General features: G+C 66.8%; 23 protein-coding genes. 17 read left to right on the plus strand and 6 right to left on the minus strand.

Going from position 1 to position 22,963, the window contains the following annotated elements; all coding sequences use genetic code 11:
- Positions 1-387: 387 nt before the first annotated feature.
- The 7 genes from pstS to HMPREF2914_RS00465 all read left to right on the plus strand — a co-directional run bounded on the left by pstS (position 388) and on the right by HMPREF2914_RS00465 (position 9,221).
- Positions 388-1,359, plus strand: a complete 972-nt coding sequence (gene pstS, locus HMPREF2914_RS00435) for a phosphate ABC transporter substrate-binding protein PstS (RefSeq protein WP_003096673.1) — start codon at positions 388-390, stop codon at positions 1,357-1,359.
- A 422-nt stretch (positions 1,360-1,781) separates the two neighbouring features.
- Positions 1,782-3,815 (plus strand): ABC transporter permease subunit, encoded by a 2,034-nt coding sequence (locus tag HMPREF2914_RS00440; RefSeq protein ID WP_003123734.1) that lies wholly within the window; start codon positions 1,782-1,784, stop codon positions 3,813-3,815.
- 19 nt (positions 3,816-3,834) lie between these two features.
- Positions 3,835-5,511 (plus strand): phosphate ABC transporter permease PstA, encoded by a 1,677-nt coding sequence (pstA, locus tag HMPREF2914_RS00445; protein WP_003096667.1) that lies wholly within the window; start codon positions 3,835-3,837, stop codon positions 5,509-5,511.
- A 15-nt stretch (positions 5,512-5,526) separates the two neighbouring features.
- A complete protein-coding gene (pstB, locus tag HMPREF2914_RS00450; protein WP_003096663.1) occupies positions 5,527-6,360 on the plus strand; it encodes a phosphate ABC transporter ATP-binding protein PstB in 834 nt (277 codons plus the stop codon).
- 95 nt (positions 6,361-6,455) lie between these two features.
- Positions 6,456-7,184, plus strand: coding sequence for a phosphate signaling complex protein PhoU (gene phoU, locus HMPREF2914_RS00455; RefSeq protein ID WP_003142030.1), 729 nt, complete (start codon positions 6,456-6,458; stop codon positions 7,182-7,184).
- A gap of 118 nt (positions 7,185-7,302) precedes the next feature.
- Entirely contained in the window at positions 7,303-8,205 is a 903-nt protein-coding gene (locus tag HMPREF2914_RS00460) for a response regulator (RefSeq protein ID WP_003096657.1), read from the plus strand.
- 116 nt (positions 8,206-8,321) lie between these two features.
- A complete protein-coding gene (locus HMPREF2914_RS00465; RefSeq protein ID WP_003096656.1) occupies positions 8,322-9,221 on the plus strand; it encodes a peptidoglycan DD-metalloendopeptidase family protein in 900 nt (299 codons plus the stop codon).
- A 34-nt stretch (positions 9,222-9,255) separates the two neighbouring features.
- Here HMPREF2914_RS00465 and HMPREF2914_RS00470 read toward each other — a convergent pair whose 3' ends face one another.
- From HMPREF2914_RS00470 to phoB, 3 genes are all read right to left on the minus strand, one after another.
- Positions 9,256-10,596 carry a hemolysin family protein gene (locus HMPREF2914_RS00470; RefSeq protein ID WP_003096655.1) on the minus strand — a complete coding sequence of 447 codons (1,341 nt, stop codon included), beginning with the start codon at positions 10,594-10,596 and terminating at the stop codon, positions 9,256-9,258.
- A gap of 102 nt (positions 10,597-10,698) precedes the next feature.
- Positions 10,699-12,030 carry a phosphate regulon sensor histidine kinase PhoR gene (gene phoR, locus HMPREF2914_RS00475; RefSeq protein WP_003136283.1) on the minus strand — a complete coding sequence of 444 codons (1,332 nt, stop codon included), beginning with the start codon at positions 12,028-12,030 and terminating at the stop codon, positions 10,699-10,701.
- A gap of 72 nt (positions 12,031-12,102) precedes the next feature.
- On the minus strand, positions 12,103-12,792 hold the full coding sequence (gene phoB / locus HMPREF2914_RS00480) for a phosphate regulon transcriptional regulator PhoB (RefSeq protein ID WP_003096653.1): 690 nt from the start codon (positions 12,790-12,792) through the stop codon (positions 12,103-12,105).
- Between the two features lie 176 nt (positions 12,793-12,968).
- Here phoB and HMPREF2914_RS00485 point away from each other — a divergent pair, with 176 nt between their 5' ends.
- A complete protein-coding gene (locus tag HMPREF2914_RS00485; protein ID WP_003096652.1) occupies positions 12,969-13,352 on the plus strand; it encodes a COG4315 family predicted lipoprotein in 384 nt (127 codons plus the stop codon).
- 23 nt (positions 13,353-13,375) lie between these two features.
- Here HMPREF2914_RS00485 and ubiA read toward each other — a convergent pair whose 3' ends face one another.
- The 3 genes from ubiA to glcC all read right to left on the minus strand — a co-directional run bounded on the left by ubiA (position 13,376) and on the right by glcC (position 15,664).
- Positions 13,376-14,266 carry a 4-hydroxybenzoate octaprenyltransferase gene (ubiA, locus tag HMPREF2914_RS00490; RefSeq protein WP_003096650.1) on the minus strand — a complete coding sequence of 297 codons (891 nt, stop codon included), beginning with the start codon at positions 14,264-14,266 and terminating at the stop codon, positions 13,376-13,378.
- 26 nt (positions 14,267-14,292) lie between these two features.
- Entirely contained in the window at positions 14,293-14,829 is a 537-nt protein-coding gene (locus HMPREF2914_RS00495; RefSeq protein WP_015503856.1) for a chorismate lyase, read from the minus strand.
- Positions 14,830-14,908: 79 nt separating this feature from the next.
- A complete protein-coding gene (gene glcC, locus HMPREF2914_RS00500) occupies positions 14,909-15,664 on the minus strand; it encodes a transcriptional regulator GlcC (protein WP_003096643.1) in 756 nt (251 codons plus the stop codon).
- 205 nt (positions 15,665-15,869) lie between these two features.
- Here glcC and glcD point away from each other — a divergent pair, with 205 nt between their 5' ends.
- The 9 genes from glcD to HMPREF2914_RS00545 all read left to right on the plus strand — a co-directional run bounded on the left by glcD (position 15,870) and on the right by HMPREF2914_RS00545 (position 22,950).
- A complete protein-coding gene (glcD, locus tag HMPREF2914_RS00505) occupies positions 15,870-17,369 on the plus strand; it encodes a glycolate oxidase subunit GlcD (RefSeq protein WP_003136273.1) in 1,500 nt (499 codons plus the stop codon).
- A complete protein-coding gene (gene glcE, locus HMPREF2914_RS00510) occupies positions 17,369-18,448 on the plus strand; it encodes a glycolate oxidase subunit GlcE (RefSeq protein WP_023092771.1) in 1,080 nt (359 codons plus the stop codon). Before glcD ends, glcE begins: the two co-directional genes overlap by 1 nt.
- Before the next feature lie 9 nt (positions 18,449-18,457).
- Positions 18,458-19,684, plus strand: coding sequence for a glycolate oxidase subunit GlcF (gene glcF / locus HMPREF2914_RS00515; protein WP_023092770.1), 1,227 nt, complete (start codon positions 18,458-18,460; stop codon positions 19,682-19,684).
- A gap of 4 nt (positions 19,685-19,688) precedes the next feature.
- The gene (locus tag HMPREF2914_RS00520) at positions 19,689-20,090 is read left to right on the plus strand and encodes a heme-binding protein (RefSeq protein WP_023092769.1); all 402 of its coding nucleotides are present in this window, start codon (positions 19,689-19,691) and stop codon (positions 20,088-20,090) included.
- 133 nt (positions 20,091-20,223) lie between these two features.
- A complete protein-coding gene (locus HMPREF2914_RS00525; protein ID WP_003098330.1) occupies positions 20,224-20,391 on the plus strand; it encodes a rubredoxin in 168 nt (55 codons plus the stop codon).
- 183 nt (positions 20,392-20,574) lie between these two features.
- Complete coding sequence (locus HMPREF2914_RS00530) at positions 20,575-20,742, plus strand: rubredoxin (protein WP_003098329.1); 168 nt, start codon at positions 20,575-20,577, stop codon at positions 20,740-20,742.
- Positions 20,743-20,793: 51 nt separating this feature from the next.
- Entirely contained in the window at positions 20,794-21,948 is a 1,155-nt protein-coding gene (gene alkT / locus HMPREF2914_RS00535; protein ID WP_003114369.1) for a rubredoxin-NAD(+) reductase AlkT, read from the plus strand.
- 201 nt (positions 21,949-22,149) lie between these two features.
- Positions 22,150-22,422: an HU family DNA-binding protein gene (locus HMPREF2914_RS00540; protein WP_003096630.1), complete on the plus strand. Its 273-nt coding sequence runs from the start codon at positions 22,150-22,152 to the stop codon at positions 22,420-22,422.
- A 135-nt stretch (positions 22,423-22,557) separates the two neighbouring features.
- A complete protein-coding gene (locus HMPREF2914_RS00545) occupies positions 22,558-22,950 on the plus strand; it encodes a hypothetical protein (RefSeq protein ID WP_003096629.1) in 393 nt (130 codons plus the stop codon).
- Positions 22,951-22,963 lie beyond the last annotated feature (13 nt).

Raw genomic sequence — 22,963 nt, forward strand, 5'->3', positions numbered from 1 at the left:
CTGGTCAGCGATGACCAGGGGTTTTGCTTTTGCGTGCGGAAAAAGGCGTGCTTCCTCGCTTCTTTTCTCGACTGCGAATGCCGGCGGCGACTGTCACAATTGCCCTGGAAACTACCCATCCTGCATGAAACGGATGGACGGCTACCTCCCCCAGGCGGATCGAAAACGCGCTCCAGAGGGCCTCCCGGGCCCCTCCGTGAAAGGCTGGAGCCCCTGTGTTTCCAGGCTTTTAGGGGTGTGGCAGGGCTTCTCCCAAGGCTTGCGGAAAAATGTCGAAAGGCTGATGGCATTTCATCCAACTGTCACATTCCTTTCATAGAGTCTTCATGCGGCCTGACGATACTGGCCCCCGTTCCATCCAACCCCATCCTGTCCAAGGAGCAAGGCATGAAACTCAAGCGTTTGATGGCGGCCCTGACGTTCGTCGCCGCAGGCGTAGGCGCCGCTTCCGCGGTAGCCGCGATCGACCCGGCGCTGCCGGAATATCAGAAAGCCAGCGGTGTGTCGGGCAACCTGTCGAGCGTCGGCTCCGACACTCTGGCCAACCTGATGACCATGTGGGCCGAGGAGTACAAGCGCCTCTATCCGAACGTGAACATCCAGATCCAGGCTGCCGGCTCTTCTACCGCGCCGCCGGCCCTGACCGAAGGCACCGCCAACCTGGGCCCGATGAGCCGCAAGATGAAGGACGTCGAGCTGCAGGCTTTCGAGCAGAAGTACGGCTATAAGCCGACCGCCGTCCCGGTCGCTGTCGACGCCCTGGCGATCTTCGTGCACAAGGACAACCCGATCAAAGGCCTGACCATGCAGCAGGTCGATGCGATCTTCTCCGCTACCCGCCTGTGCGGCAGCAAGCAGGACGTGAAGACCTGGGGCGACCTGGGCCTGACCGGTGACTGGGCGAAGAAGCCGGTGCAACTGTTCGGCCGCAACTCGGTTTCCGGCACCTACGGCTACTTCAAGGAAGAAGCCCTGTGCAAAGGCGACTTCCGTCCGAACGTCAACGAGCAGCCGGGTTCGGCTTCCGTGGTGCAGTCGGTCAGCCAGTCGCTGAACGGCATCGGCTACTCCGGTATCGGCTACAAGACCGCCAGCGTGAAGACCGTGGCCCTGGCCAAGAAGGAAGGCGCTGCCTTCGTCGAGGACAACGAGCAGAACGCCCTGAACGGCACCTACCCGCTGTCGCGCTTCCTCTACGTCTACGTGAACAAGGCACCGAACAAGCCGCTGGATCCGCTGGAGGCTCAGTTCCTCAAGCTGGTCCTGTCCAAGACCGGCCAGCAGGTCGTGGTCAAGGACGGCTACATCCCGCTGCCGGCCAAGGTGGCCGAGAAGGCGATCAAGGAACTGGGCCTGTAATCCAGTGACTTGAGCGGATGGCCCAGCGATGGGCCGTCCAGGCATGAAGGCTCTGCCGGCGGGCGCTAGGACCCGCCGGCCTTTCCCGCCAGCGAGGCTCTGCTGGCGGGCTTTGTTGCGTCATGTTGCTGTCATCTGTCTGTCATACAGAGCCTTTAGGGTGTCACCCCATGAACGACATGGCCAACTCCCCGATGAACTCCTCCCTTGCTCCCGAGCGGATTGACTTCAATACGCCAGCCCTGCAACGCAAGCGCCGCATCCGTGCCCTCAAGGACCGCCTGACCCGCTGGTACGTGCTGGTCGGCGGCCTGGCCGTGCTGGCGGCGATCACCCTGATCTTCTTCTACCTGGCCTACGTCGTGCTCCCGCTGTTCCGCGGCGCCGACCTGGAGACCCGCGAAGCGCTGACTCCGGCCTGGATGCAGCAGGCGCAGGTGCCCCTGCTGCTCAGCATCGAGGAGCAGAACCAGGTGGCCATGCGCGTTGGCGGCCAGGGCGAGATCCTCTTCTTCAACGCCAAGACCGGTGTCGAACTGAAGCGTGTCGCTCTGCCGCTTCCGGCGGGCAGCGAGATCCGCTCGATCGCCCAGGACCAGCCGGGCAGCCCGACGGTCGCCCTGGGCCTGTCCAACGGACAGGTGCTGGTGTTCCAGCACACCTACAAGGTCACCTACCCGGACAACAAGAAGACCATCACCCCGGAGATCGCCTTCCCCTACGGCGAGACCCCGATCGGTCTCGATCCGCAGGGCCGCCCGCTGGAGCATGTGAGCATCAATGCCGGCGACGACAGCCTGCTGCTGGCTGGCTCCGTCGACAAGCAACTGCTGCTGTTGAGCATGACTCGCGAAGAGAACATGCTGACCGGCGAAAGCACGCTGGACGAGGAGCGCATCGAACTCCCGCAGATCGCCGAACCGGTGAAAGCCATCTACCTCGACCCGCGCAAGCAGTGGCTGTACGTGATCAACGGACGTGCCACCGCCGATGTGTTTGACCTGCACAGCCGCCAGTTGAACGGTCGCTACAAGCTGCTGGAAGACCCCAACGCCGAGGTCACCGCGAGCACCCAGCTGCTGGGCGGCATCTCGCTGCTGGTGGGCGATTCCAAGGGTGGCATCGCCCAGTGGTTCATGGCTCGCGATACCGACGGCGAACCGCGCCTGTCGCACGTTCGCGACTTCAACCTGGATGGCGCGCCGATCAGCGCCATCGCTCCGGAACAACGGCGCAAGGGCTTCATCGCCCTGGACGAGAAGGGCAACCTCGGCGTCTTCCACAGCACCGCGCACCGTACCCTGCTGGTCCAGCCGGTCGCCGACTCTTCCGGGGTCATCACCCTGTCGCCGCGGGCCAACCGCCTGCTGCTGGAGCAGGGTGGCAAGATCCACCGCTTCGCCCTGAGCAACCCGCACCCGGAAATCTCCTGGAGCGCGCTCTGGGGCAAGGTCTGGTACGAGAGCTACGACAAGCCGGCCTACGTCTGGCAGTCCACCGCCGCGACCACCGACTTCGAACCGAAGCTGAGCCTCTCGCCGCTGACCTTCGGCACGCTCAAGGCCGCCTTCTACGCGATGATCCTGGCAGCTCCGCTGGCCATCGCGGCCGCCGTCTACACCGCCTATTTCATGGCTCCGGCGATGCGCCGCAAGGTCAAGCCGGTGATCGAGCTGATGGAGGCGCTGCCGACGGTGATCCTCGGCTTCTTCGCCGGCCTGTTCCTGGCGCCCTACGTCGAAGGCCACCTGCCGGGGGTGTTCAGCCTGCTGTTGCTGACGCCGCTGGGCATCCTTCTCGCCGGCCTGCTCTGGAGCCGCCTGCCCGAGCGTATCCGCCTGAGCCTGCCGGCCGGCTGGGAAGCCGCGCTGCTGATCCCGGTGGTGCTCGCCGTCGGCGCCTTCGCCCTGTGGCTGAGCCCGCACCTGGAGACCACCTTCTTCGGCGGCGACATGCGCCTCTGGTTGAGCCACGACCTGGGCATCACCTACGACCAGCGAAATGCCCTGATCGTCGGGCTGGCAATGGGCTTCGCGGTGATCCCGAATATCTTCTCGATCGCCGAGGACGCCATCTTCAGCGTGCCGCGCAGCCTTACCTACGGCTCCCTGGCCCTGGGCGCCACGCCCTGGCAGACGCTGACCCGCGTGGTGATCCTGACCGCCAGCCCAGGCATCTTCTCGGCGCTGATGATCGGCATGGGCCGCGCCGTCGGCGAGACCATGATCGTGCTGATGGCGACCGGCAATACCCCGGTGATGGAACTGAACATCTTCGAAGGCATGCGCACCCTGGCAGCCAACGTCGCGGTGGAGATGCCCGAGTCGGAGGTCGGCGGCAGCCACTACCGCGTGCTGTTCCTCTCGGCGCTGGTACTGCTGACGTTCACCTTCGTGATGAACACCCTGGCAGAGCTGATCCGTCAGCGTCTGCGCAAGAAATACGCGTCGTTGTAAGCGCCGGAGGTATAGCTCTGTGAAACAGAAACAGGAAACCGTCAAAGCCTGGTTCGGCAGCGGCTCGCCCTGGGTGTGGATGAACGCCGGCGCGGTGTCGATCGCGGTGATCATGACCATCGGCCTGCTGGCGGTGATCGCGGTACGCGGCCTCGGCCACTTCTGGCCGGCGAACGTCATCGAGGCGACTTACCAGATCCCTGGCGAAGCCGCCAAGACCGTGATCGGCGAGGTGGTCCAGGCCGAGGAAGTGCCGCGCGCGCGCCTGCGCAGCGCCGGCATGCCGGTCCCGGAGGCCGGCCCCGAATTCATGACCCGCGAGCTGCTCAAGCTGGGCAACCGCGAGCTTTACGGCAGCGATTTCTCCTGGGTCGTCGGCGAGTGGCTGCAGGACATCAAGCGTCCCGAAGCGCTGATGGTTCTCGAACGCCGCGAGTGGGGCAACTTCTACGGCTACCTGCTGAGCGTCAAGGAGAACGGCCAGGTGGTCGCCGAAGGCGACGCCGCGGTAGGCGAACTGCAGAAGCGCATGCAGCGGGTGGATGACCTCTACGCCAAGCTCTACAAGCTGGAGAAGGGCGACATCGGCGGGATCAACCACGGTCTCGAGCGCCTGCGCCTGAAAGAGCGCAAGTTGCAGTTGGACGGCAAGCTGGACGCCGCCGCCCAGGCCGACCTGGCCGCCGAGCGCAGCGAGTTGCAGGCGCGCTACAAGGTCCTGGAAGAGCAGCTCAACGGCCTGCACCAGGAGTTCAACCGCGACAGCGTGGTAATGCGCGACGCCAGCGGCCGCGAGAGCGAAATCACCCTTGGCAAGCTGGTGCATGCCTACCAGCCCAACGCCATGGGCCTGGGCACCAAGATGACGGTGTACTTCAAGAAGCTCTGGGAGTTCCTCAGCGACGATCCGCGCGAGGCCAATACCGAGGGCGGTATCTTCCCGGCGATCTTCGGCACCGTGATGATGACCCTGGTGATGGCGCTGATCGTCACCCCGTTCGGCGTGATCGCTGCGGTCTACCTGCGCGAGTACGCCAAGCAGGGGCCGCTGACCCGGGTGATCCGCATCGCCGTGAACAACCTCGCCGGCGTACCGGCGATCGTCTACGGCGTGTTCGGCCTGGGCTTCTTCGTCTACGTGCTGGGCGGTTCCATCGACCGGCTGTTCTTCCCCGAGGCCCTGCCGGCGCCGACCTTCGGTACCCCCGGACTGTTCTGGGCCTCGCTGACCCTGGCGATCCTCGCCGTGCCGGTGGTGATCGTCGCCACCGAGGAAGGCCTGGCGCGGATTCCGCGCGCGGTCCGCGAAGGCTCCCTGGCGCTCGGCGCGACCAAGGCGGAAACGCTGTGGAAGATCGTCCTGCCGATGGCCAGCCCGGCGATGATGACCGGCCTGATCCTCGCCGTGGCTCGTGCCGCCGGCGAAGTGGCGCCGCTGATGCTGGTCGGCGTGGTGAAACTGGCACCGTCGCTGCCGGTCGACGGTAACTATCCGTACGTGCATCTCGACCAGAAGATCATGCACCTCGGTTTCCATATCTACGACGTCGGTTTCCAGAGCCCCAACGTCGAGGCCGCACGGCCGCTGGTATACGCTACGGCGTTGCTGCTGGTCGTGGTGATCGCCCTGCTGAACTTCTCCGCCATCGCGATCCGCAATCGCCTGCGCGAGAAGTACAAGGCCCTGGAAAACTGATTGAGGGAGCTTCCCATGCAAAACGAGACCGCCAGCCACGGCATCAACTTCGATGCGCTCGGCCGCGACCGCCAGAGCCTCGACCTGGCTTCCGAAAGTGTCGAACTGGAAGTGCCCGGGCTGAACCTGTTCTACGGCGCCAAGCAGGCCCTGTTCGACGTCCGGATGAACATTCCGAAGCAGCGCGTGACCGCCTTCATCGGCCCGTCCGGCTGCGGCAAGTCGACCCTGCTGCGCTGCTTCAACCGGATGAACGACCTGGTGGACGGCTGCCGCGTCGAAGGCGAGATCCGCCTCGATGGCCACAACATCTTCGCCAAGGGCGTCGACGTCGCCGAGCTGCGCCGTCGCGTCGGCATGGTGTTCCAGAAGCCCAACCCGTTCCCCAAGAGCATCTACGAGAACGTGGTCTACGGCCTGCGTATCCAGGGCATCAACAAGAAGCGCGTACTTGACGAGGCCGTCGAGTGGGCGCTGAAGGGGGCTGCGCTGTGGGAGGAGGTGAAGGATCGCCTGCACGAGTCCGCCCTCGGCCTGTCCGGTGGCCAGCAGCAGCGCCTTGTGATCGCCCGGACCATCGCGGTGGAACCGGAAGTGCTGCTGCTCGACGAGCCGTGCTCGGCGCTGGACCCGATCTCCACGCTGAAGATCGAAGAGCTGATCTACGAGTTGAAGTCGAAGTTCACCATCGTCATCGTTACCCACAACATGCAGCAGGCCGCGCGGGTTTCCGACTATACGGCGTTCATGTACATGGGCAAGCTGATCGAGTTCGGCGACACCGATACGCTGTTCACCAACCCGGCGAAGAAGCAGACCGAAGACTACATCACCGGCCGCTACGGCTAGCGGCGCGTCCGGAGGCGCGGCGATACCGCTGCCTCCGGCGCTCTCCGTAGCTCGTTGATGTCACCGGTCGCAGCGGCTCCAGAAGGATTCCCCACATGATCAACAAAGACAGTCTCACCCATCACATCTCCCAGCAGTTCAACGCCGAGCTGGAGGATGTGCGCAGCCACCTCCTGGCCATGGGCGGGCTGGTGGAAAAGCAGGTCAACGACGCGGTCAACGCGCTGATCGACGCCGACTCCGGCCTCGCCCAGCAGGTCCGCGAGATCGACGACCAGATCAACCAGATGGAGCGCAACATCGACGAGGAGTGCGTGCGTATCCTCGCCCGGCGTCAGCCGGCGGCCTCCGACCTGCGCCTGATCATCAGCATCTCGAAGTCGGTGATCGACCTCGAGCGGATCGGCGACGAGGCCTCCAAGGTCGCCCGCCGCGCCATCCAGCTGTGCGAGGAAGGCGAGTCGCCGCGCGGCTACGTCGAGGTTCGGCACATCGGCAGCCAAGTGCAGAGGATGGTGCAGGAGGCACTGGACGCCTTTGCCCGCTTCGATGCCGACCTGGCGCTGTCCGTGGCACAGTACGACAAGACCGTCGATCGCGAATACAAGACCGCCCTGCGCGAGCTGGTCACCTACATGATGGAAGACCCGCGGGCGATATCCCGCGTGCTCAACATCATCTGGGCCCTGCGCTCGCTGGAGCGCATCGGCGACCATGCGCGCAACATCGCCGAGCTGGTGATCTACCTGGTTCGCGGCACCGACGTTCGTCACATCGGCCTGACCCGCATGAAGGAAGAGGTCGAGAACAACCGCGGCGAGTGATCTTCCGCAGGCAAGGCTCCCTTGACCTGGAGCCTTGTTTCTTCGCGCGACTGCAGCAAGGCTTGGCATCCTGCCAGCAGGGGAGGCTATCCTAGGCGAACCTGTCCAGGAGAAGTCGATGAGCAAAGTCAGCGCGCTAGTGGTGGATGACGCCCCCTTCATCCGAGATCTGATGAAGAAAGGGTTGCGCGACAACTTCCCCGGCCTTCATATCGAGGAGGCCGTGAACGGCCGCAAGGCCCAGCAATTGCTCAGTCGGCAGAACGTCGACCTGATCCTCTGCGACTGGGAGATGCCGGAGATGTCCGGCCTCGAACTGCTGACCTGGTGCCGTGCCCAGGAAAACCTCAAGACTACCCCGTTCATCATGGTCACCAGTCGCGGCGACAAGGAGAACGTGGTCCAGGCGATCCAGGCCGGGGTGTCGGACTACATCGGCAAGCCATTCTCCAATGACCAGTTGGTGGCCAAGATCAAGAAGGCCCTGAGCCGCAGCGGCAAGCTGGAAGCCCTGGCGGCCCACGCGCCGCGCCGGGAGATCGCCAGCGGCATGGCCAACGATTCGCTGGCCGCTCTGACCGGCGGTCGCGCCGAGGTGATCAAGCCCGCCGCCAGTCCGGCAAAACCGGCCCCCGCGCCGAAGCCGGCTTCGGCTCCCCAGGCCAGCGCGCGTCCCGCCGGCAGCGGCAACCCGCTGGGCCAGGCGCAATTGCGCCTGCCGCAGAGCAGCATGCCCTGCGTGATCAAGGCGGTCAGCCTGAAGGAAGCGCAACTGGTGGTGAAGCGCGCCGACCCGCTGCCGCAGGTGCTGGAAAGCGCGGTGCTGGACCTCGAGGAAAACAGCGACGTGGCGCGCCTGAACGGCTACCTGCACGCCATCGCCGCGCTGGAGCCGAAGCCGGATAGCGATTGGCTGCTGCTGACCCTGCGTTTCGTCGACCGCGACCCGCAGAAGCTCGACTACCTGTCGCGCCTGATCGCCCGCGGAAGTACCCAGAAGCACTACGTTCCCGGCGCCTGAGCGGTTTTTTTCCCGACGATCCGTTCACAGCCCGCTCGCTGTCGTCTCGCCCTGGCAATAAAGCGCTGCTAGTCTTGCCGATTCGGGATAACCAGAACGACACGATCCGTGCAGTCATGCTAGGGCGCCTTCTCCTTCTCTGTGGCCTGTTCGCCGCGGCAGCTCCGGCTGCGGCCCTGACCATCTACAAGTACACCGACGCCAATGGCGTGGTGACCTACTCCGACCGCGCCGTGGCCGGGGCGCAGGTGTTCGTCTTCCGCGACCGGATGGTCGAGCACCTGGAACGGGAAGTGAAGCTGGAGACGAAGAAGCATGCGGGTGGCGAGACCCTGCAGGTGCGCAACGACCTCTACGCGCCGGTCGAGGTCGAGTTGCGGATCCGCAACCCGCGCAATGCCGTCGGGGTGCCCGACGGGCCGATTCGCTGGGTGGTCCCGGCGCGCAGCCAGGTGCGCCTGGCGACCCTGGCGCCGCGCAAGGCCGGCAAGCCGATGAGCTACACGCCGAAGCTGCGCTATGCGCTCGGCGACCCGCGCCAGCAGCCGCTGCTCTATCGCTATCCGCTGCCCTGGCGCGGCGGGCCGTTCCGCCTGTCCCAGGGCGCCAATGGCAAGTACAGCCACTTCACCCCCAAGGGCCGCTACGCGATGGACATCGCCATGCCCGAGGGCACGCCGATCATCGCCGCCCGCGGCGGCACCGTGGTGAAGATCGAGAACAACCAGAGTGGGCGCGGCAACAATCCCTCGGGCAACTTCGTCCGCATCCTGCACGACGACGGCACCATGGGCGTCTACCTGCACCTGATGCGCCATTCGGTGCTGGTCGCCGAGGGCCAGCGGGTCCAGGTCGGCACGCCGCTGGCGCGCTCCGGCAACACCGGCAACAGCAGCGGGCCGCACCTGCACTTCGTGATCCAGCGCAACGTCGGCCTGGCGCTGGAGTCGATTCCCTACGACTTCGCCCAGCCGGTCGACAGCCTGCCGAACTTCGCCATCGTCCGCGAGCCTTGAAAAGTCGCCGGCGCCGTGGCGGCGCCGGCTCGTCTCAGTCGAGCTTGACCACCTTGGCCAGGACGATCTTCGGACCGCGCATCTTCTTCACGATGATCCGCAGGCCCTCGGTGTCGAGGACTTCCTCTTCCTCCGGCACCCGCTTCAGGGTGTCGTAGACCAGCCCGGCGAGAGTGTCCGCCTCGACATGATCGAGGTCGATGCCGAGCAGGCGCTCGAGCTTGAACAGCGGTGTGTCGCCGCGCACCAGCAGCTTGCCCGGCTGGTAGGCGAGGATGCCGCGCTCGGTCTTGCGGTGTTCGTCCTGGATGTCACCGACCAGCACTTCCAGCACGTCCTCCATGGTCAGGAAGCCGACCACCTTGTGATCGGCCTCTTCCACCACGGCGAAGTGCGCGCCGCCCTTGCGGAACTGCTCCAGCAGGCGCGACAGCGGGGTGTGCTTGGTGACGATCTCCAGCGGGCGCACCAGTTCGTCGAGGTCGAAGGTCTCCGGCAGGCTGTCCAGGGCGGACAGTGCCAGCAGCAGGTCCTTGATGTGCAGCAGGCCGATGAACTCGCCCTTGTGGCTGTCCCAGACCGGGTAGCGGCTGTACTTGTGGCGACGGATCACCGCGAGGATGTCCGCCAGCGGCGCGTCGTGCTCGAGGTAGACCAGGTCTTCGCGGGAGTTGGCCCAGTCGACCACCTCCAGCTCGCCCAGCTCCACCGCCGAGGCCAGCACGCGCATGCCCTGGTCGCTGGGGTCCTGGGCGCGGCTGGAGTGGAGAATCAGCTTCAGTTCGTCGCGGCTGTAGTGATGCTCGTGGTGCGGGCCGGGCTCGCCCTGGCCGGCGATCTTGAGGATGGCGTTGGCGCTGGCGTTGAGCAGCCAGATCGCCGGGTACATCAGCCAGTAGAAGAGGTACAGCGGCACCGCCGTCCACAGCGACAGCAGTTCCGGCTTGCGGATCGCCCAGGACTTGGGCGCCAGCTCGCCGACCACGATGTGCAGGTAGGAAATGATGAAGAACGCGGTGAAGAAGGAGATACCGCGGATCAGTTCGTCGGAGTGCACGCCGATCATCGCCAGCAGCGGTTCCAGGAGTTCGGCGAAGGCCGGCTCACCGACCCAGCCCAGGCCCAGGGAGGCCAGGGTGATGCCCAGCTGGCAGGCGGACAGGTAGGCGTCCAACTGGTTGTGTACCTTGCGCAGGATGGCGCCGCGCCAGCCGTGCTGCTTGGCGATGGTTTCCACGCGGGTGGCGCGGAGCTTGACCATGGCGAACTCGGCGGCGACGAAGAAGCCGTTGAGCAGGACGAGGAAAAGCGCAAAGAGGATCAGGCCGGCATCGGCGAAATAGGTGGCGATGCTGGTACTAGGAGAAGGGTCCATGGGGGTGTGCGGTAGCCAAAAGGCCCTTAAGAATGAGGGGCTGTGTCGTCGCTTGCAAGCCTTGGCCGTGCCGACGCCGGCGGCGCGGCACCGCGACGAGGCTCACTTCGACGCCTTGCGCTCGGCCTCGGCGACCTGCGCCGGGGCGAAATGGCAGGTGAAGGTGCTGCCCTTGCCGGGCACGCTGCTGATTTCCAGGCGCGCGCGGTGGCGGATCAGCACGTGCTTGACGATGGCCAGGCCGAGGCCGGTGCCGCCGGTGTTGGAGGCGCGGCTGGAGTCCACCCGGTAGAAGCGCTCGGTCAGGCGCGGCAGGTGCTTGGGATCGACGCCGATACCGGTGTCCTGCACCGACAGGTGCGCGCCCTGTTCGTCGGCCCACCAGCGGATGCGGATCTCGCCCTCGTCGGGGGTGTACTTCACCGCGTTGAATACCAGGTTGGAGAAGGCGCTGCGCAGTTCCGCCTCGCTGCCCTTGAGCTGCACCGCGGGTGTGGCGTCCAGGCTGATGCGGTGGTTGCGCCCGGCGGACAGGGCCTGGGCGTCGTTGCGGATGCTGGCGAGGAGAGCGTCCACCGCCACCGGCTTGTTGTCGCCGGGGTATTCGGTGGCCTCCAGCTTGGCCAGCAGGAGCAGGTCGTTGAGCAGGTTCTGCATGCGTCCGGCCTGCTGCTGCATCTGTTGCAGGGCGCGCAGCCAGCGCGGGTTCACATCCTCGACGTTGTCGAGGAGGGTCTCCAGGTAGCCGGCGATCACCGTCAGCGGCGTGCGCAGCTCGTGGGAGACGTTGGCCACGAAGTCCTTGCGCATCTGCTCCAGCTGGTGGACGCGGGTGACGTCGCGGACCAGCATCAGGTGCTCGCGGTTGCCGTAGAGGGTGATGTGGAACTGCAGGCGCAGGCGCTCGTTGATCGGCGAGGGGATTTCCAGCGGCTCGCGGTAATCCTCCTGGTCGAAGTATTCCTTGAAGCGCGGATGGCGGATCAGGTTGCTCACCGGCTGGCCACCGTCCTGCGGGGTCTTCAGGCCGAGCAGGTTTTCCGCGGCGAGGTTCCACCATTCCAGATTGCCGTCGCTGTCGAGCATGATCACCGCGTCACGCAGCGCCGCGGTGGACTCCTGGATCCGGTCGATCACCGCCTGCAGGCGGCCACGGGCGCGCTGGTTGCGGCGTTGCAGGTGGTAGATATTGTCGAAGACTTCGCCCCAGAGGCCGTAGCTGTCCGGCGGTGGCTCGTCTGGCTGGTGGTTGCGCAGCCACTGGTGCAGGCGCAGTAGCTGCCAGAGGGTCCAGCCGAGGTAGAGAGCCAGGCCGAGGGCCAGGGCCCAGCCGTAATGGCCGCTGACCACGCCGAGCACGAGGCTGGCGGCCAGCACGAGAAGCAGGTGGCGGATCAGCGCTCCACGCCAGTCTTGGTTCACGACGGATTGCATCCTGTCCAGTGGCGGTCCGTCACGGACCGTCCAGGGGAAACGACTCCGGCCGCCGGGCGGCCGGGCGCGGGGTCAGCTCTTGGTGGAGAAACGATAGCCGGTCCCGCGGACAGTCTGAACCAGATTTTCGTAGACCTCGCCGAGCGCCTTGCGCAGGCGGCGGATATGCACGTCGACGGTGCGCTCCTCGACATAGACGTTGCCGCCCCAGACCTGGTCCAGCAGTTGGCCGCGGGTATAGGCGCGTTCCTGGTGAGTCATGAAGAACTGCAGCAGGCGGTACTCGGTGGGGCCCATCTCGGCCGGCTTGCCGTCGATGGTCACGCGGTGGCTGATCGGGTCCAGCAGCAGGCCGCCAACCTCGATCGGCGCCTCGCTGTCGCCAGGCCCGGTGCGGCGCAGTACGGCCTTCAGGCGGGCGACCAGCTCGCGGGGCGAGAACGGCTTGGTGATGTAGTCGTCGGCGCCGACCTCCAGGCCCTGGATCTTGTTGTCCTCCTCGCCCTTGGCGGTGAGCATGATGATCGGGATGTCGACGGTCAGTTCGTCACGCTTCAGGCGTCGCGCCAGTTCGATGCCGGAAGTGCCGGGGAGCATCCAGTCGAGCAGGATCAGGTCCGGCTTGCGGTCGACGATCACCGCGTGCGCCTGCTGGGTATTTTCCGCCTCCAGGCACTCGTAGCCGGCCATCTCCAGGGCCACGGCGATCATCTCGCGAATCGGTGCTTCGTCATCAACGATGAGGATTGTCTTGCCAACCATGGTCTTGCCTCGGGTCGATCTGTCTTGCGCCGCATTAGATAACGAAATTGTGTCAGGTATGTGACACAACGGCGTAGTTTCTGCCGACTGCCCGCGGCGGGGCTATGCTCAACAGGTTCCGGTGCCGTCCCTGCGGGCGGCGAACGCTCCACCTGAAGACACAGGAGAGAGACGCGATGAACAGAATCCACCTGGCGCTGGGTCTGGCGCTGGCCCTGCCGGCGTTCGCCGCGCTGGCCCAGGAAACGGTGGCGCCGGCCACCGAGAAGGACGGCGTGCTGGTCGATGGCAAGGGCATGACGCTCTATACCTACGACAAGGACAGCGAAGGGCAATCCGCCTGTTCCGGGCAGTGCGCGAAGAACTGGCCGCCGCTGGCAGCGGCCCAGGGAGCGCAGGCCAGCGGCGACTGGAGCCTGGTCGCTCGCGAGGACGGCACCCAGCAGTGGGCCTACTACGGCAAGCCCCTTTATACCTTCATCCAGGACAAGAAGCCTGGCGACAAGAACGGTGACGGCAAGATGGGCGCCTGGCACGTCGCCCAGCCGGACATGGACTAGACGGTCGCCGGCCTGCGCGCCGCTCAACGCAGCGCGTAGTCGGCGACCGTGCCGAGGAAGATCGCCAGGCCAGCCCAGTGGTTGTGCAGGAAGGCGCGGAAGCAGGCCTGCGGGTCGCGGTCGCGGGTCGACCAGGCTTCCCAGACGAAGCAGGCCGCCGCCACCGCCAGGCCGAGGTAGAAGCACAGGCCCAGTTCGAAGCGGTTGCCGGCCAGCGCCAGCAGGAGCAAGGTCAGGCCCTGCAGGCTGCCGATGATCAGGCGGTCGGCATCGCCGAAGAGGATTGCGGTGGACTTGATGCCGATCTTCAGGTCGTCCTCGCGGTCGGTCATCGCGTAGTAGGAGTCATAGGCGACCGTCCACAGCACGTTGGCCAGGAACAGCAGCCAGGCGCTGGCCGGCAGTTCGCCGCGCTCGGCGGTGAAGGCCATCAGGATGCCCCAGGAATAGGCGGCGCCCAGCACCACCTGCGGATAGTAGGTGTAGCGCTTCATGAAGGGGTAGAGCGAGGCCACGGCTACCGCGCCGAACGATAGCCAGACGGTCGTTGCGTTGGTCAGCAGGACCAGGCCGAAGCTCAGCGCGACCAGGACGGCGAAGGTGATCCAGGCCTCGCGCACGCTGATCTTGCCGGTGGCCAGCGGGCGCGCCTTGGTGCGTGCGACATGGCCGTCGAAATTGCGGTCGGCGAAATCGTTGATCACGCAGCCGGCGGCGCGCATCAGGATGACGCCGAGGACGAAGATCAGCAGGTTCTTCAGCTCCGGCACGCCGTCCGCGGCGATCCACAGCGACCAGAGGGTCGGCCAGAGCAGCAGGTAGATGCCGATCGGCCGGTCCAGCCGCACCAGTTGGACGAAGTCCCAGGCGCGGGGGTGCAGGCGGGCCAGCGGCTTGATCAGGGTGACGAACATGGGGACCTCCGGAGTCGACCGGGGGATTATACGTCGGCGATTCCCGCCTGGTCCCACAGGCGCGGTAGGAACACCTCCGCCACCAGCACCCCGAGCGCGCCGCGGGAAAACCGTGAGCGACGGCCCCAGAGACCCTCGGCGCGGACCTCGGCGGGCAGACCGGCCGCCGGATAGCGGCAGACTTCGATGGGCCCGCGCTCGAAGGCGCTGTCGCTGAACAGCAACTCGCCCAGCGAGCGGGTGCCGAGCAGCGCCAGGTCGAAGCCCGAGCCTTCCAGGGCGCTGCGCGCCGCCACGCTGCGGGCGAACACCCAGGGACGGTCGTGGCCATGCAGGTAGACCTCGCGGACCCAGCCGCTACTGCCGGGAGGGACGTCGAGCCCCTGGCATTCGTCGTCGCGCAGGGTCTGCCAGCCTTCCAGCAGGGGTTCGACGCGGAACGCGCCGTCGGCGAGGGCGGTCAGGCGCCGGGTCAGCGACCCTTCGTCGAACAGCCAGTCGAGGACGGTGGGGGAGACGCTGGACAGTTGGTCGGCGCGAAGCCAGAGCGCATTGCTGGGCATGACGGGACTACGAGACGGCGGCAGAAGGCGGCGAGGGTAGCACGTTCGGTCGGCGGCCGGTCTGCGACGCGGTGGCGCGTCACCCCCAGCCGTTCAGGCGCAGGGTGGCGCGGACCAGGCGCTGTTCTTCCTGCTCGATCTCCCGCAGGTTGTCGCGGATGCTGTGGATATGTTCACGCGCCGCCCGTTGCGCCTGGTCCGGCTGGCGCTCGCGGAGGGCCGCGTAGAGGCGCGCGTGCTGGCGGTCGATCTGGCGTTTCTGCGGCGGCCGGTGATAGAGGTTGTTCACCGAGGCGAACACCGTGCTCAGCAGCAGTTCGTTGAGCGATTGCAGGGTATGCACCAGCACCGGATTGTGCGATGCCTCGCTGATCGCCCGGTGGAACGCGTGGTCGCGGCGGGCGTGCTCGCGGGGATCGATCGGCTGGGTTTCCTCGTGGCTGGCGAGCATCTCTTCGTAGCGCCGGGCGAGCAGGACGAAGTCTGCCTCGGTGCCGCGTAGCGCTGCCAGGCGGGCCGCCTCGCCCTCCAGCAGGGCGCGGACTTCGAGCAGGTCGTAGAGGGTGCGCGGCTGGGAGCCGAACAGGTGCATCAGCGGGCTGGCGTCGGCGTTGCGGTCGAGATCGGCGACGAACGACCCACGGCCATGCTCGGTATCGATGATGCCGCGCCCGCGCAGCGCCCGCAGGCCCTCGCGCAGGGCCGAGCGCGAGCAGCCGAGCTTGGCCACCAGGCGCCGCTCGGACGGCAGTGCCTGGCCGACCTTGAGCACGCCGTCGACGATCAGCCGCTCGATACGCTCTGCGACCTGGTCGGCCACCCGCTGTTTCTGCATGGAAGCTCCCGTTGCACTGGTAGGACCAGTTGGCTGTCGTTATTCACTATAGAAGCTCACGGGCTTTCTAGCATGCGCCTCATGTTCATGGGGCCTGGCGATACTGGTAGGACCAGTTCGACGCCTGCTGGACCCCGGCCGTCCGCGCGGTACAGGCTGTGGACGCTTGCTGATCCCGCCGACAACCACAACAAGGACAGCCGCCATGAACATCCTCTACGACGAGCGTCTGGACGGTCCGCTGCCGCAGGTGGACAAGGATGGCCTGCTGGCCGAGTTGCGCCTCCGCCTGCCCGACCTCGAACTGCTGCACGCGGCGGAAGACCTGCGTCCCTACGAGTGCGACGGACTCTCGGCGTATCGCTGTACGCCGTTGCTGGTGGCATTGCCGGAACGCATCGAACAGGTTCAGGGCCTGCTCGCGCTCTGCCATCGGCTGAAGGTACCGGTCGTGGCGCGCGGTGCCGGCACCGGCCTGTCCGGCGGCGCGCTGCCGCTGGAGAACGGCGTGCTGCTGGTGATGGCGCGTTTCCGGCGGATCCTCGAGATCGATCCGCTGGGTCGTTTCGCCCGGGTCCAGCCTGGCGTGCGCAACCTGGCGATCTCCCAGGCCGCTGCCCCTCATGGTCTGTACTACGCACCGGACCCGTCCTCGCAGATCGCCTGCTCCATCGGCGGCAATGTCGCGGAGAACGCCGGCGGCGTGCATTGCCTGAAGTACGGCCTGACCGTGCACAACCTGTTGCAGGTGGACATCGTGACCCTGGAGGGCGAGCGCCTGAGCCTGGGGTCCAGCGCCCTGGACAGCGCCGGCTTCGACCTGCTGGCGCTGTTCACCGGCTCCGAAGGGTTGCTCGGCGTGGTGGTGGAGGTCACCGTCAGGCTGTTGCCGCGCCCGCCGGTGGCGAAGGTCCTGCTGGCCAGCTTCGACGATGTGGAAAGCGCGGGGCGGGCGGTGGCCGACCTGATCGGCGCCGGCATCGTCCCGGCCGGGCTGGAAATGATGGACAACCTGTCGATCCGCGCCGCCGAGGACTTCATCCATGCCGGCTATCCGGTCGACGCGGCGGCGATCCTGCTCTGCGAACTGGACGGCGTGGAAGCCGACGTGCACGAGGATTGCGAGCGGGTCCGCGAGCTGTTCGAGGCGGCCGGCGCCACCTCGGTGCGACAGGCCCAAGACGAGGCCGAGCGCCAGCGCTTCTGGGCCGGGCGCAAGAATGCGTTTCCGGCGGTCGGGCGGATTTCCCCCGATTACTACTGCATGGACGGCAGCATCCCGCGCCGCGAGCTGCCGCGGGTGCTGCATGGCATCGCCGAGCTTTCGCGCGAATATGGCCTGCGGGTGGCCAACGTATTCCACGCCGGCGACGGCAACATGCACCCGCTGATCCTCTTCGACGCCAACCTGCCGGGCGAGCTGGAGCGCGCCGAAGCGCTGGGCGGCAGGATCCTCGAGTTGTGCGTGGCGGTAGGCGGCAGCATCACCGGCGAACATGGCGTCGGCCGCGAGAAGATCAACCAGATGTGCGCTCAGTTCAATGCCGACGAGCTGACCCTGTTCCACGCCGTGAAGGCGGCGTTCGACCCGGCCGGGCTGCTCAATCCCGGCAAGAACGTGCCCACCCTGCATCGCTGCGCCGAGTTCGGCGCCATGCACGTCCACCACGGTCGACTGCCGTTCCCCGAACTGGAGCGTTTCTGATGAGCCAGCCGTATTTCGATCCGGACGCTGGCGCCGACCATGCCGGCGCGCTGCTCGAGCGGGTCCGCGACGCCCTGGCGCGGCGCGCGCCGCTGCGCATCGTCGGCGGCGATAGCAAGGCGTTCCTCGGCAGGCCGGTCGCGGGCGAACCGCTGGCGCTCGCCGAACACCGCGGGATCGTCGCCTACGATCCCTGCGAACTGGTGATCACCGCCCGTGCCGGTACGCCGCTGGACGAGCTACAGGCCGTGCTGGCGCGCGGCGGGCAGATGCTTGCCTGCGAGGCGCCGGGTTTCGGCGGCCGGGCGACGGTCGGCGGGGTGCTCGCCAGCGGCCTGTCCGGGCCGCGCCGGCCCTGGGCGGGAGCGGTACGCGATTTCGTCCTCGGCACGCGGCTGATCAGTGGCCTGGGCACCCACCTGCGCTTCGGCGGCGAGGTGATGAAGAACGTCGCCGGCTACGACCTGTCGCGGTTGCTGGCGGGCAGCTTCGGTTGCCTCGGGGTGGTCACCGAAGTGTCCTTCAAGGTGCTGCCCATGCCGCGCTGCCAGGCCGGCCTGAGCCTGGACCTGCCGGTGGCGATGGCGTTGCGCAAACTGGCCGAGTGGGGAGGCCAGCCATTGCCGATCAGTGCGGCCTGCCACGACGGCGAAGCCCTGCGCCTGCGCCTGGAGGGCGGCGAGGGCTCGGTACGCTCGGCACGCGACCGCCTCGGTGGCGAAGCGCTCGATGACGGCTTCTGGGCCGACCTGCGCGAGCAGCGCCTGCCGTTCTTCGACGACCCGCGACCGCTCTGGCGCCTGTCGCTGCCGGCGCTGGCGCCGGAGACGCCGTTGCCCGGTCGTCAGTTGCTGGACTGGGGCGGGGCGCTGCGCTGGCTGAAGAGCGACGCGCCGGCCGCGGATATCCGCGCGTGGGCCGCCGCCCATGGCGGTCACGCCACCTGCTACCGCGCCGGCCATCTCGATGCGCCGTTCCAGCCGCTACCGCCTGGACTGCTCGGTCTGCACCGGGCACTCAAACGCCAGCTCGACCCGCAGGGCATCTTCAATCCCGGGCGGATGTACGCCGAACTCTGAGGAGGCGCGATGCAAACCAACCTCTGCGATTCCGCCCGGCAACGCGCCGAGGCCGCCGAAGCCGAGCGCATCCTGCGCAGCTGCGTGCACTGCGGTTTCTGCAACGCCACCTGCCCGACCTACCAGGAGCTGGGCGACGAACTCGACGGCCCGCGCGGACGGATCTACCTGATCAAGCAGTTCCTCGAGCGCGACGAGGCCAGCGAGCGCACCCGCCTGCACCTCGATCGCTGCCTGAGCTGCCGCAACTGCGAAACCACCTGCCCGTCCGGAGTCGAGTACCACAAGCTGCTGGATATCGGCCGCGACCTACTCGCCGAACGCCTGCCGCGTGGCTTCCGGCAACGCCTGCTGCGCGACGGGCTGCGCCTGCTGGCCCCGCACCCGGGGTTGTTCGGCGCGCTGGCCGGCGCTGCCGGGCGGCTGAGGCCTCTGCTGCCTGAGGCGATGCAGGGCAAGCTGCCACGTCGGGTCGCGGCGCCGGGCAGGCGGCCGCAGCCCCGGCATGCGCGGCGCGTGCTGCTGCTCGAAGGTTGCGTGCAGCCGGCGCTGTCGCCGAACACCAACGCCGCCGCCGCGCGGGTTCTGGACCGCCTGGGAATCAGCGTGACGCCGGCGGCCGCGGCCGGCTGCTGCGGCGCGCTGGATTTCCACCTGGATGCGCAGGAGCGCGGCCGCCAGCGCGCGCGGCGCAATATCGACGCCTGGTGGCCGTTGCTGCGCGAGGGTGCCGAGGCCATCGTGCAGACCGCCAGCGGCTGCGGCGCCTTCGTCAAGGACTACGCCTACCTGCTGCGCGACGACCCACGGTACGCGGACAAGGCGCGCGAGGTCGCCGCCGCTGCCCGCGACCTGGTGGAAGTGCTTCGCGACGAGCCGCTGGAATCCCTCGGCCTGCGCTGCGACCAGCGCCTGGCGTTCCACTGCCCATGCACACTGCAGCACGCGCAACGACTGGGCGGGGCCGTGGAGTCAGTGCTGCGGCGACTGGGCTTCCATCTCACCGAGGTGGCCGACGGTCATCTCTGCTGCGGGTCCGCCGGCACCTACTCGCTGACCCAGCCGGCGCTGTCCCGGCGTCTGCGCGACAACCGCCTGGACGCCCTGGAAAGCGGCGCGCCGGATGTCATCGCCACGGCCAACGTCGGTTGCCAGGCCCATCTCGACGGGGCCGGACGGACCCCGGTACGCCACTGGATCGAGCTGCTCGACCAGGCCTTGCCCGGAGGAGAGTGAAACCATGCACAGCAAGCCGGTACTCGGCCGTGAGGAGGTCGTCCGCGTCCTTGGCGCGGCCCGCGAGGAGGCACAGCGCCAAGGCTGGGCGGTGAGCATCGCGGTGGTCGACGACGGCGGCCACCCGCTGGCGCTGGAGCGCCTCGACGGCTGCGCGCCGATCGGTGCCTACATCGCGACGGAAAAGGCCCGCAGCGCCGCCCTCGGACGCCGGGAAACGAAGCGCTACGAGGACATGATCAACGGCGGACGCAGTGCCTTCCTCTCGGTGCCGCTGCTGCAGGCCACCCTGGAGGGCGGCGTGCCGATCCTGGTGGACGGACAGGTGGTCGGCGCGGTCGGGGTTTCCGGCGTACGCGCCGAAGAGGACGCCCTGGTGGCGCGGATCGGAGCCGAGGGGCTGTGAGGCGACCGGTGGGCACCACCCATCTTTGGTTGGCCCGTTCGGCACCACCTTGCCTTTCGGGCAGGTTGGCGGACAGGGTGGATTTGTTATAGGTTGCCGGCGCTGAACCGTGGTAACCCGCCCGAGGTAAACAATGAAGAAGTGGCAATGCGTGGTGTGTGGACTGATCTATGACGAGGCCAAAGGCTGGCCGGAAGAAGGCATCGAGGCGGGAACGCGCTGGGAAGACGTGCCTGAAGACTGGCTGTGCCCCGACTGCGGCGTCGGCAAGCTGGACTTCGAGATGATCGAAATCGGCTGAGCCCCGCTCGCCGGCGAAGAAGGCGGCCCTGGCCGCCTTTTTTCATGCCTGGCCAGCGGCCGTCCAGGGGTTATCCTTGGGGCTTGGGTCCGGTCATTGACTGTCCTGCCGGGAACGCCCGGCAGCCTTGCCGTTGGCCGGCCACCGACGCTGAGCTAGGTTCGACGAACGAGGAGGGTGGCTATGCGCAAGTGGCAATGCGTGGTCTGCGGCTTCATCTACGACGAAGCCCTGGGCCTGCCCGAAGAAGGCATTCCGGCGGGAACCCGTTGGGAGGACATCCCGGCGGACTGGGTCTGCCCGGACTGCGGTGTCGGCAAGATCGATTTCGAGATGATCGAGATCGCCTGAGCGAAATCCACAGAAGCGGCGCCCGGCGCCGGCAATCACAGAGGAACGGAAATGAGCGAGCGTGCGCCCCTGGTAATCATCGGAACCGGCCTGGCGGGCTACAACCTGGCCCGCGAGTGGCGCAAGCTGGACGGCGAGACGCCGCTGCTGATGATCACCGCCGACGACGGCCGTTCCTATTCCAAGCCGATGCTCTCCACCGGCTTCTCGAAGAACAAGGACGCCGACGGCCTGGCCATGGCCGAACCGGGCGCCATGGCCGAGCAACTGAACGCGCGCATCCTGACCCATACCCGGGTCACCGGTATCGATCCGGGCCATCAGCGGATCTGGATCGGCGAGGAAGAGGTGCGTTATCGCGACCTGGTCCTGGCCTGGGGTGCGGAGCCGATCCGGGTGCCGGTCGAGGGCGATGCCCAGGACGCGCTCTACCCGATCAACGATCTGGAAGACTACGCGCGCTTCCGCCAGGCGGCTGCCGGCAAGCGCCGGGTACTGCTGCTCGGTGCGGGGCTGATCGGTTGCGAATTCGCCAACGACCTCTCCAGCGGCGGCTACCAGCTCGACGTGGTGGCGCCTTGCGAGCAGGTCATGCCGGGCCTGCTCCACCCGGCCGCGGCAAAGGCCGTGCAGGCCGGCCTGGAAGGCCTCGGCGTGCGCTTCCACCTGGGGCCGGTGCTGGCCAGCCTGAAGAAGGCCGGCGAGGGGCTGGAAGCGCATCTTTCGGATGGCGAGGTGATTCCCTGCGACCTGGTGGTCTCCGCCGTCGGCCTGCGTCCGCGCACCGAACTGGCCTTCGCCGCCGGGCTGGCGGTCAACCGCGGGATCGTCGTCGACCGCTCGCTGCGCACCTCCCACGCCAACATCTACGCGCTGGGCGACTGCGCCGAAGTGGACGGCCTCAACCTGCTCTATGTGATGCCGCTGATGGCTTGCGCACGCGCGCTGGCGCAGACCCTCGCCGGCAACCCCAGCCAGGTGGCCTACGGTCCCATGCCGGTGACGGTGAAGACCCCGGCCTGCCCGCTGGTGGTGTCGCCGCCGCCGCGCGGAATGGATGGCCAATGGCTAGTGGAAGGCTCTGGAACGGACCTCAAGGTCCTGTGCCGGGATACCGCTGGTCGAGTGATCGGTTATGCCCTGACCGGAGCGGCGGTGAACGAAAAATTGGCCCTGAACAAAGAGTTACCCGGCCTCATGGCTTGAATGCCATTGGTTCCGGCCGTTATGCCGTCGAGACTTGCGGCAAAATTGTCGGACGATACTGGCGCAGTCCTCGGGAGCATGCCATCCTCCATCGCGTCTACCGCAGTCTAGAGCCTATGGTTCCGGTGGACTGCGGTGCCTTTGAGCGCTGCTGGGAAGACAGCACGGACACAAAAACAACAAACCGTCAAAGAGGCAACTATGCGTAAACCAGAACTAGCCGCCGCTATCGCCGAAAAGGCCGATCTCACCAAGGAACAGGCCAATCGCGTTCTCAACGCCCTGTTGGATGAAATCACCGGCGCGCTGAACCGCAAGGACAGCGTGACCCTGGTCGGTTTCGGCACCTTCCTGCAACGCCATCGCGGAGCCCGCACGGGGAAGAACCCGCAGACCGGCCAGCCGGTGAAGATCAAGGCCAGCAACACCGTCGCCTTCAAGCCGGGCAAGGCCCTGCGCGACGCGGTCAACTGACCGCCGAGAGCCCGGAGTCAGAGCGGCTCCGGGCTTCGTCGAAGACGCTTCCGCGCTCATCGAAAGGACAGCTGTAGTCCTCCTCGCGAACAGCTACAATGCGCCGCTCATCTCCCCGGATATCGAGGCGCGTGCATGAAATTTCGTCTTCTCCTGTGGATGCTTGGTCGCCTGATGGCCAAGGCCAGCCGCGACAATCCCGCTTTCCAGAAGCAGCTCGAGGGCAAGGACCTGGTGTTCCAGTTGCATACCCTCGACGGCAAGGTGGCGCGCCACTACCTGGTCAGGGACCTGCGCGTCAGCAGCAAGCGCGGTACCCATCCGCAACCGGCATTTTCCCTGGGGTTCAAGGACGGAGCCTACGGTTTCGCCGCGATGACTTCGAAGAACCCGCAGTTGGCCTTCATGCAGGGCATCCAGAACAAGGACATCCAGATACAGGGCAATCCGGCGCTGGTGATCTGGTTCCAGGGTCTGGTGAAGTACCTCAAGCCGAAGAAGAAGGCTCCGGAGAAGAAAGCCGCCTGAGGGCGGCTTTCGA

Source organism: Pseudomonas sp. HMSC067G02 (assembly GCF_001813485.1).
GTDB lineage: Bacteria > Pseudomonadota > Gammaproteobacteria > Pseudomonadales > Pseudomonadaceae > Pseudomonas > Pseudomonas aeruginosa.

Bases quoted from the DNA above. Each gene is read 5' to 3' on its own strand.
- pstS (WP_003096673.1), top strand. From the start codon at position 388: ATGAAACTCAAGCGTTTGATGGCGGCCCTGACGTTCGTCGCCGCAGGC.
- HMPREF2914_RS00440 (WP_003123734.1), top strand. From the start codon at position 1,782: ATGCAGCAGGCGCAGGTGCCCCTGCTGCTCAGCATCGAGGAGCAGAAC.
- pstB (WP_003096663.1), top strand. From the start codon at position 5,527: ATGCAAAACGAGACCGCCAGCCACGGCATCAACTTCGATGCGCTCGGC.
- phoU (WP_003142030.1), top strand. From the start codon at position 6,456: ATGATCAACAAAGACAGTCTCACCCATCACATCTCCCAGCAGTTCAAC.
- HMPREF2914_RS00460 (WP_003096657.1), top strand. From the start codon at position 7,303: ATGAGCAAAGTCAGCGCGCTAGTGGTGGATGACGCCCCCTTCATCCGA.
- HMPREF2914_RS00465 (WP_003096656.1), top strand. From the start codon at position 8,322: ATGCTAGGGCGCCTTCTCCTTCTCTGTGGCCTGTTCGCCGCGGCAGCT.
- HMPREF2914_RS00470 (WP_003096655.1), bottom strand. From the start codon at position 10,596: ATGGACCCTTCTCCTAGTACCAGCATCGCCACCTATTTCGCCGATGCC.
- phoR (WP_003136283.1), bottom strand. From the start codon at position 12,030: ATGCAATCCGTCGTGAACCAAGACTGGCGTGGAGCGCTGATCCGCCAC.
- phoB (WP_003096653.1), bottom strand. From the start codon at position 12,792: ATGGTTGGCAAGACAATCCTCATCGTTGATGACGAAGCACCGATTCGC.
- HMPREF2914_RS00485 (WP_003096652.1), top strand. From the start codon at position 12,969: ATGAACAGAATCCACCTGGCGCTGGGTCTGGCGCTGGCCCTGCCGGCG.
- ubiA (WP_003096650.1), bottom strand. From the start codon at position 14,266: ATGTTCGTCACCCTGATCAAGCCGCTGGCCCGCCTGCACCCCCGCGCC.
- HMPREF2914_RS00495 (WP_015503856.1), bottom strand. From the start codon at position 14,829: ATGCCCAGCAATGCGCTCTGGCTTCGCGCCGACCAACTGTCCAGCGTC.
- glcC (WP_003096643.1), bottom strand. From the start codon at position 15,664: ATGCAGAAACAGCGGGTGGCCGACCAGGTCGCAGAGCGTATCGAGCGG.
- glcD (WP_003136273.1), top strand. From the start codon at position 15,870: ATGAACATCCTCTACGACGAGCGTCTGGACGGTCCGCTGCCGCAGGTG.
- glcE (WP_023092771.1), top strand. From the start codon at position 17,369: ATGAGCCAGCCGTATTTCGATCCGGACGCTGGCGCCGACCATGCCGGC.
- glcF (WP_023092770.1), top strand. From the start codon at position 18,458: ATGCAAACCAACCTCTGCGATTCCGCCCGGCAACGCGCCGAGGCCGCC.
- HMPREF2914_RS00520 (WP_023092769.1), top strand. From the start codon at position 19,689: ATGCACAGCAAGCCGGTACTCGGCCGTGAGGAGGTCGTCCGCGTCCTT.
- HMPREF2914_RS00525 (WP_003098330.1), top strand. From the start codon at position 20,224: ATGAAGAAGTGGCAATGCGTGGTGTGTGGACTGATCTATGACGAGGCC.
- HMPREF2914_RS00530 (WP_003098329.1), top strand. From the start codon at position 20,575: ATGCGCAAGTGGCAATGCGTGGTCTGCGGCTTCATCTACGACGAAGCC.
- alkT (WP_003114369.1), top strand. From the start codon at position 20,794: ATGAGCGAGCGTGCGCCCCTGGTAATCATCGGAACCGGCCTGGCGGGC.
- HMPREF2914_RS00540 (WP_003096630.1), top strand. From the start codon at position 22,150: ATGCGTAAACCAGAACTAGCCGCCGCTATCGCCGAAAAGGCCGATCTC.
- HMPREF2914_RS00545 (WP_003096629.1), top strand. From the start codon at position 22,558: ATGAAATTTCGTCTTCTCCTGTGGATGCTTGGTCGCCTGATGGCCAAG.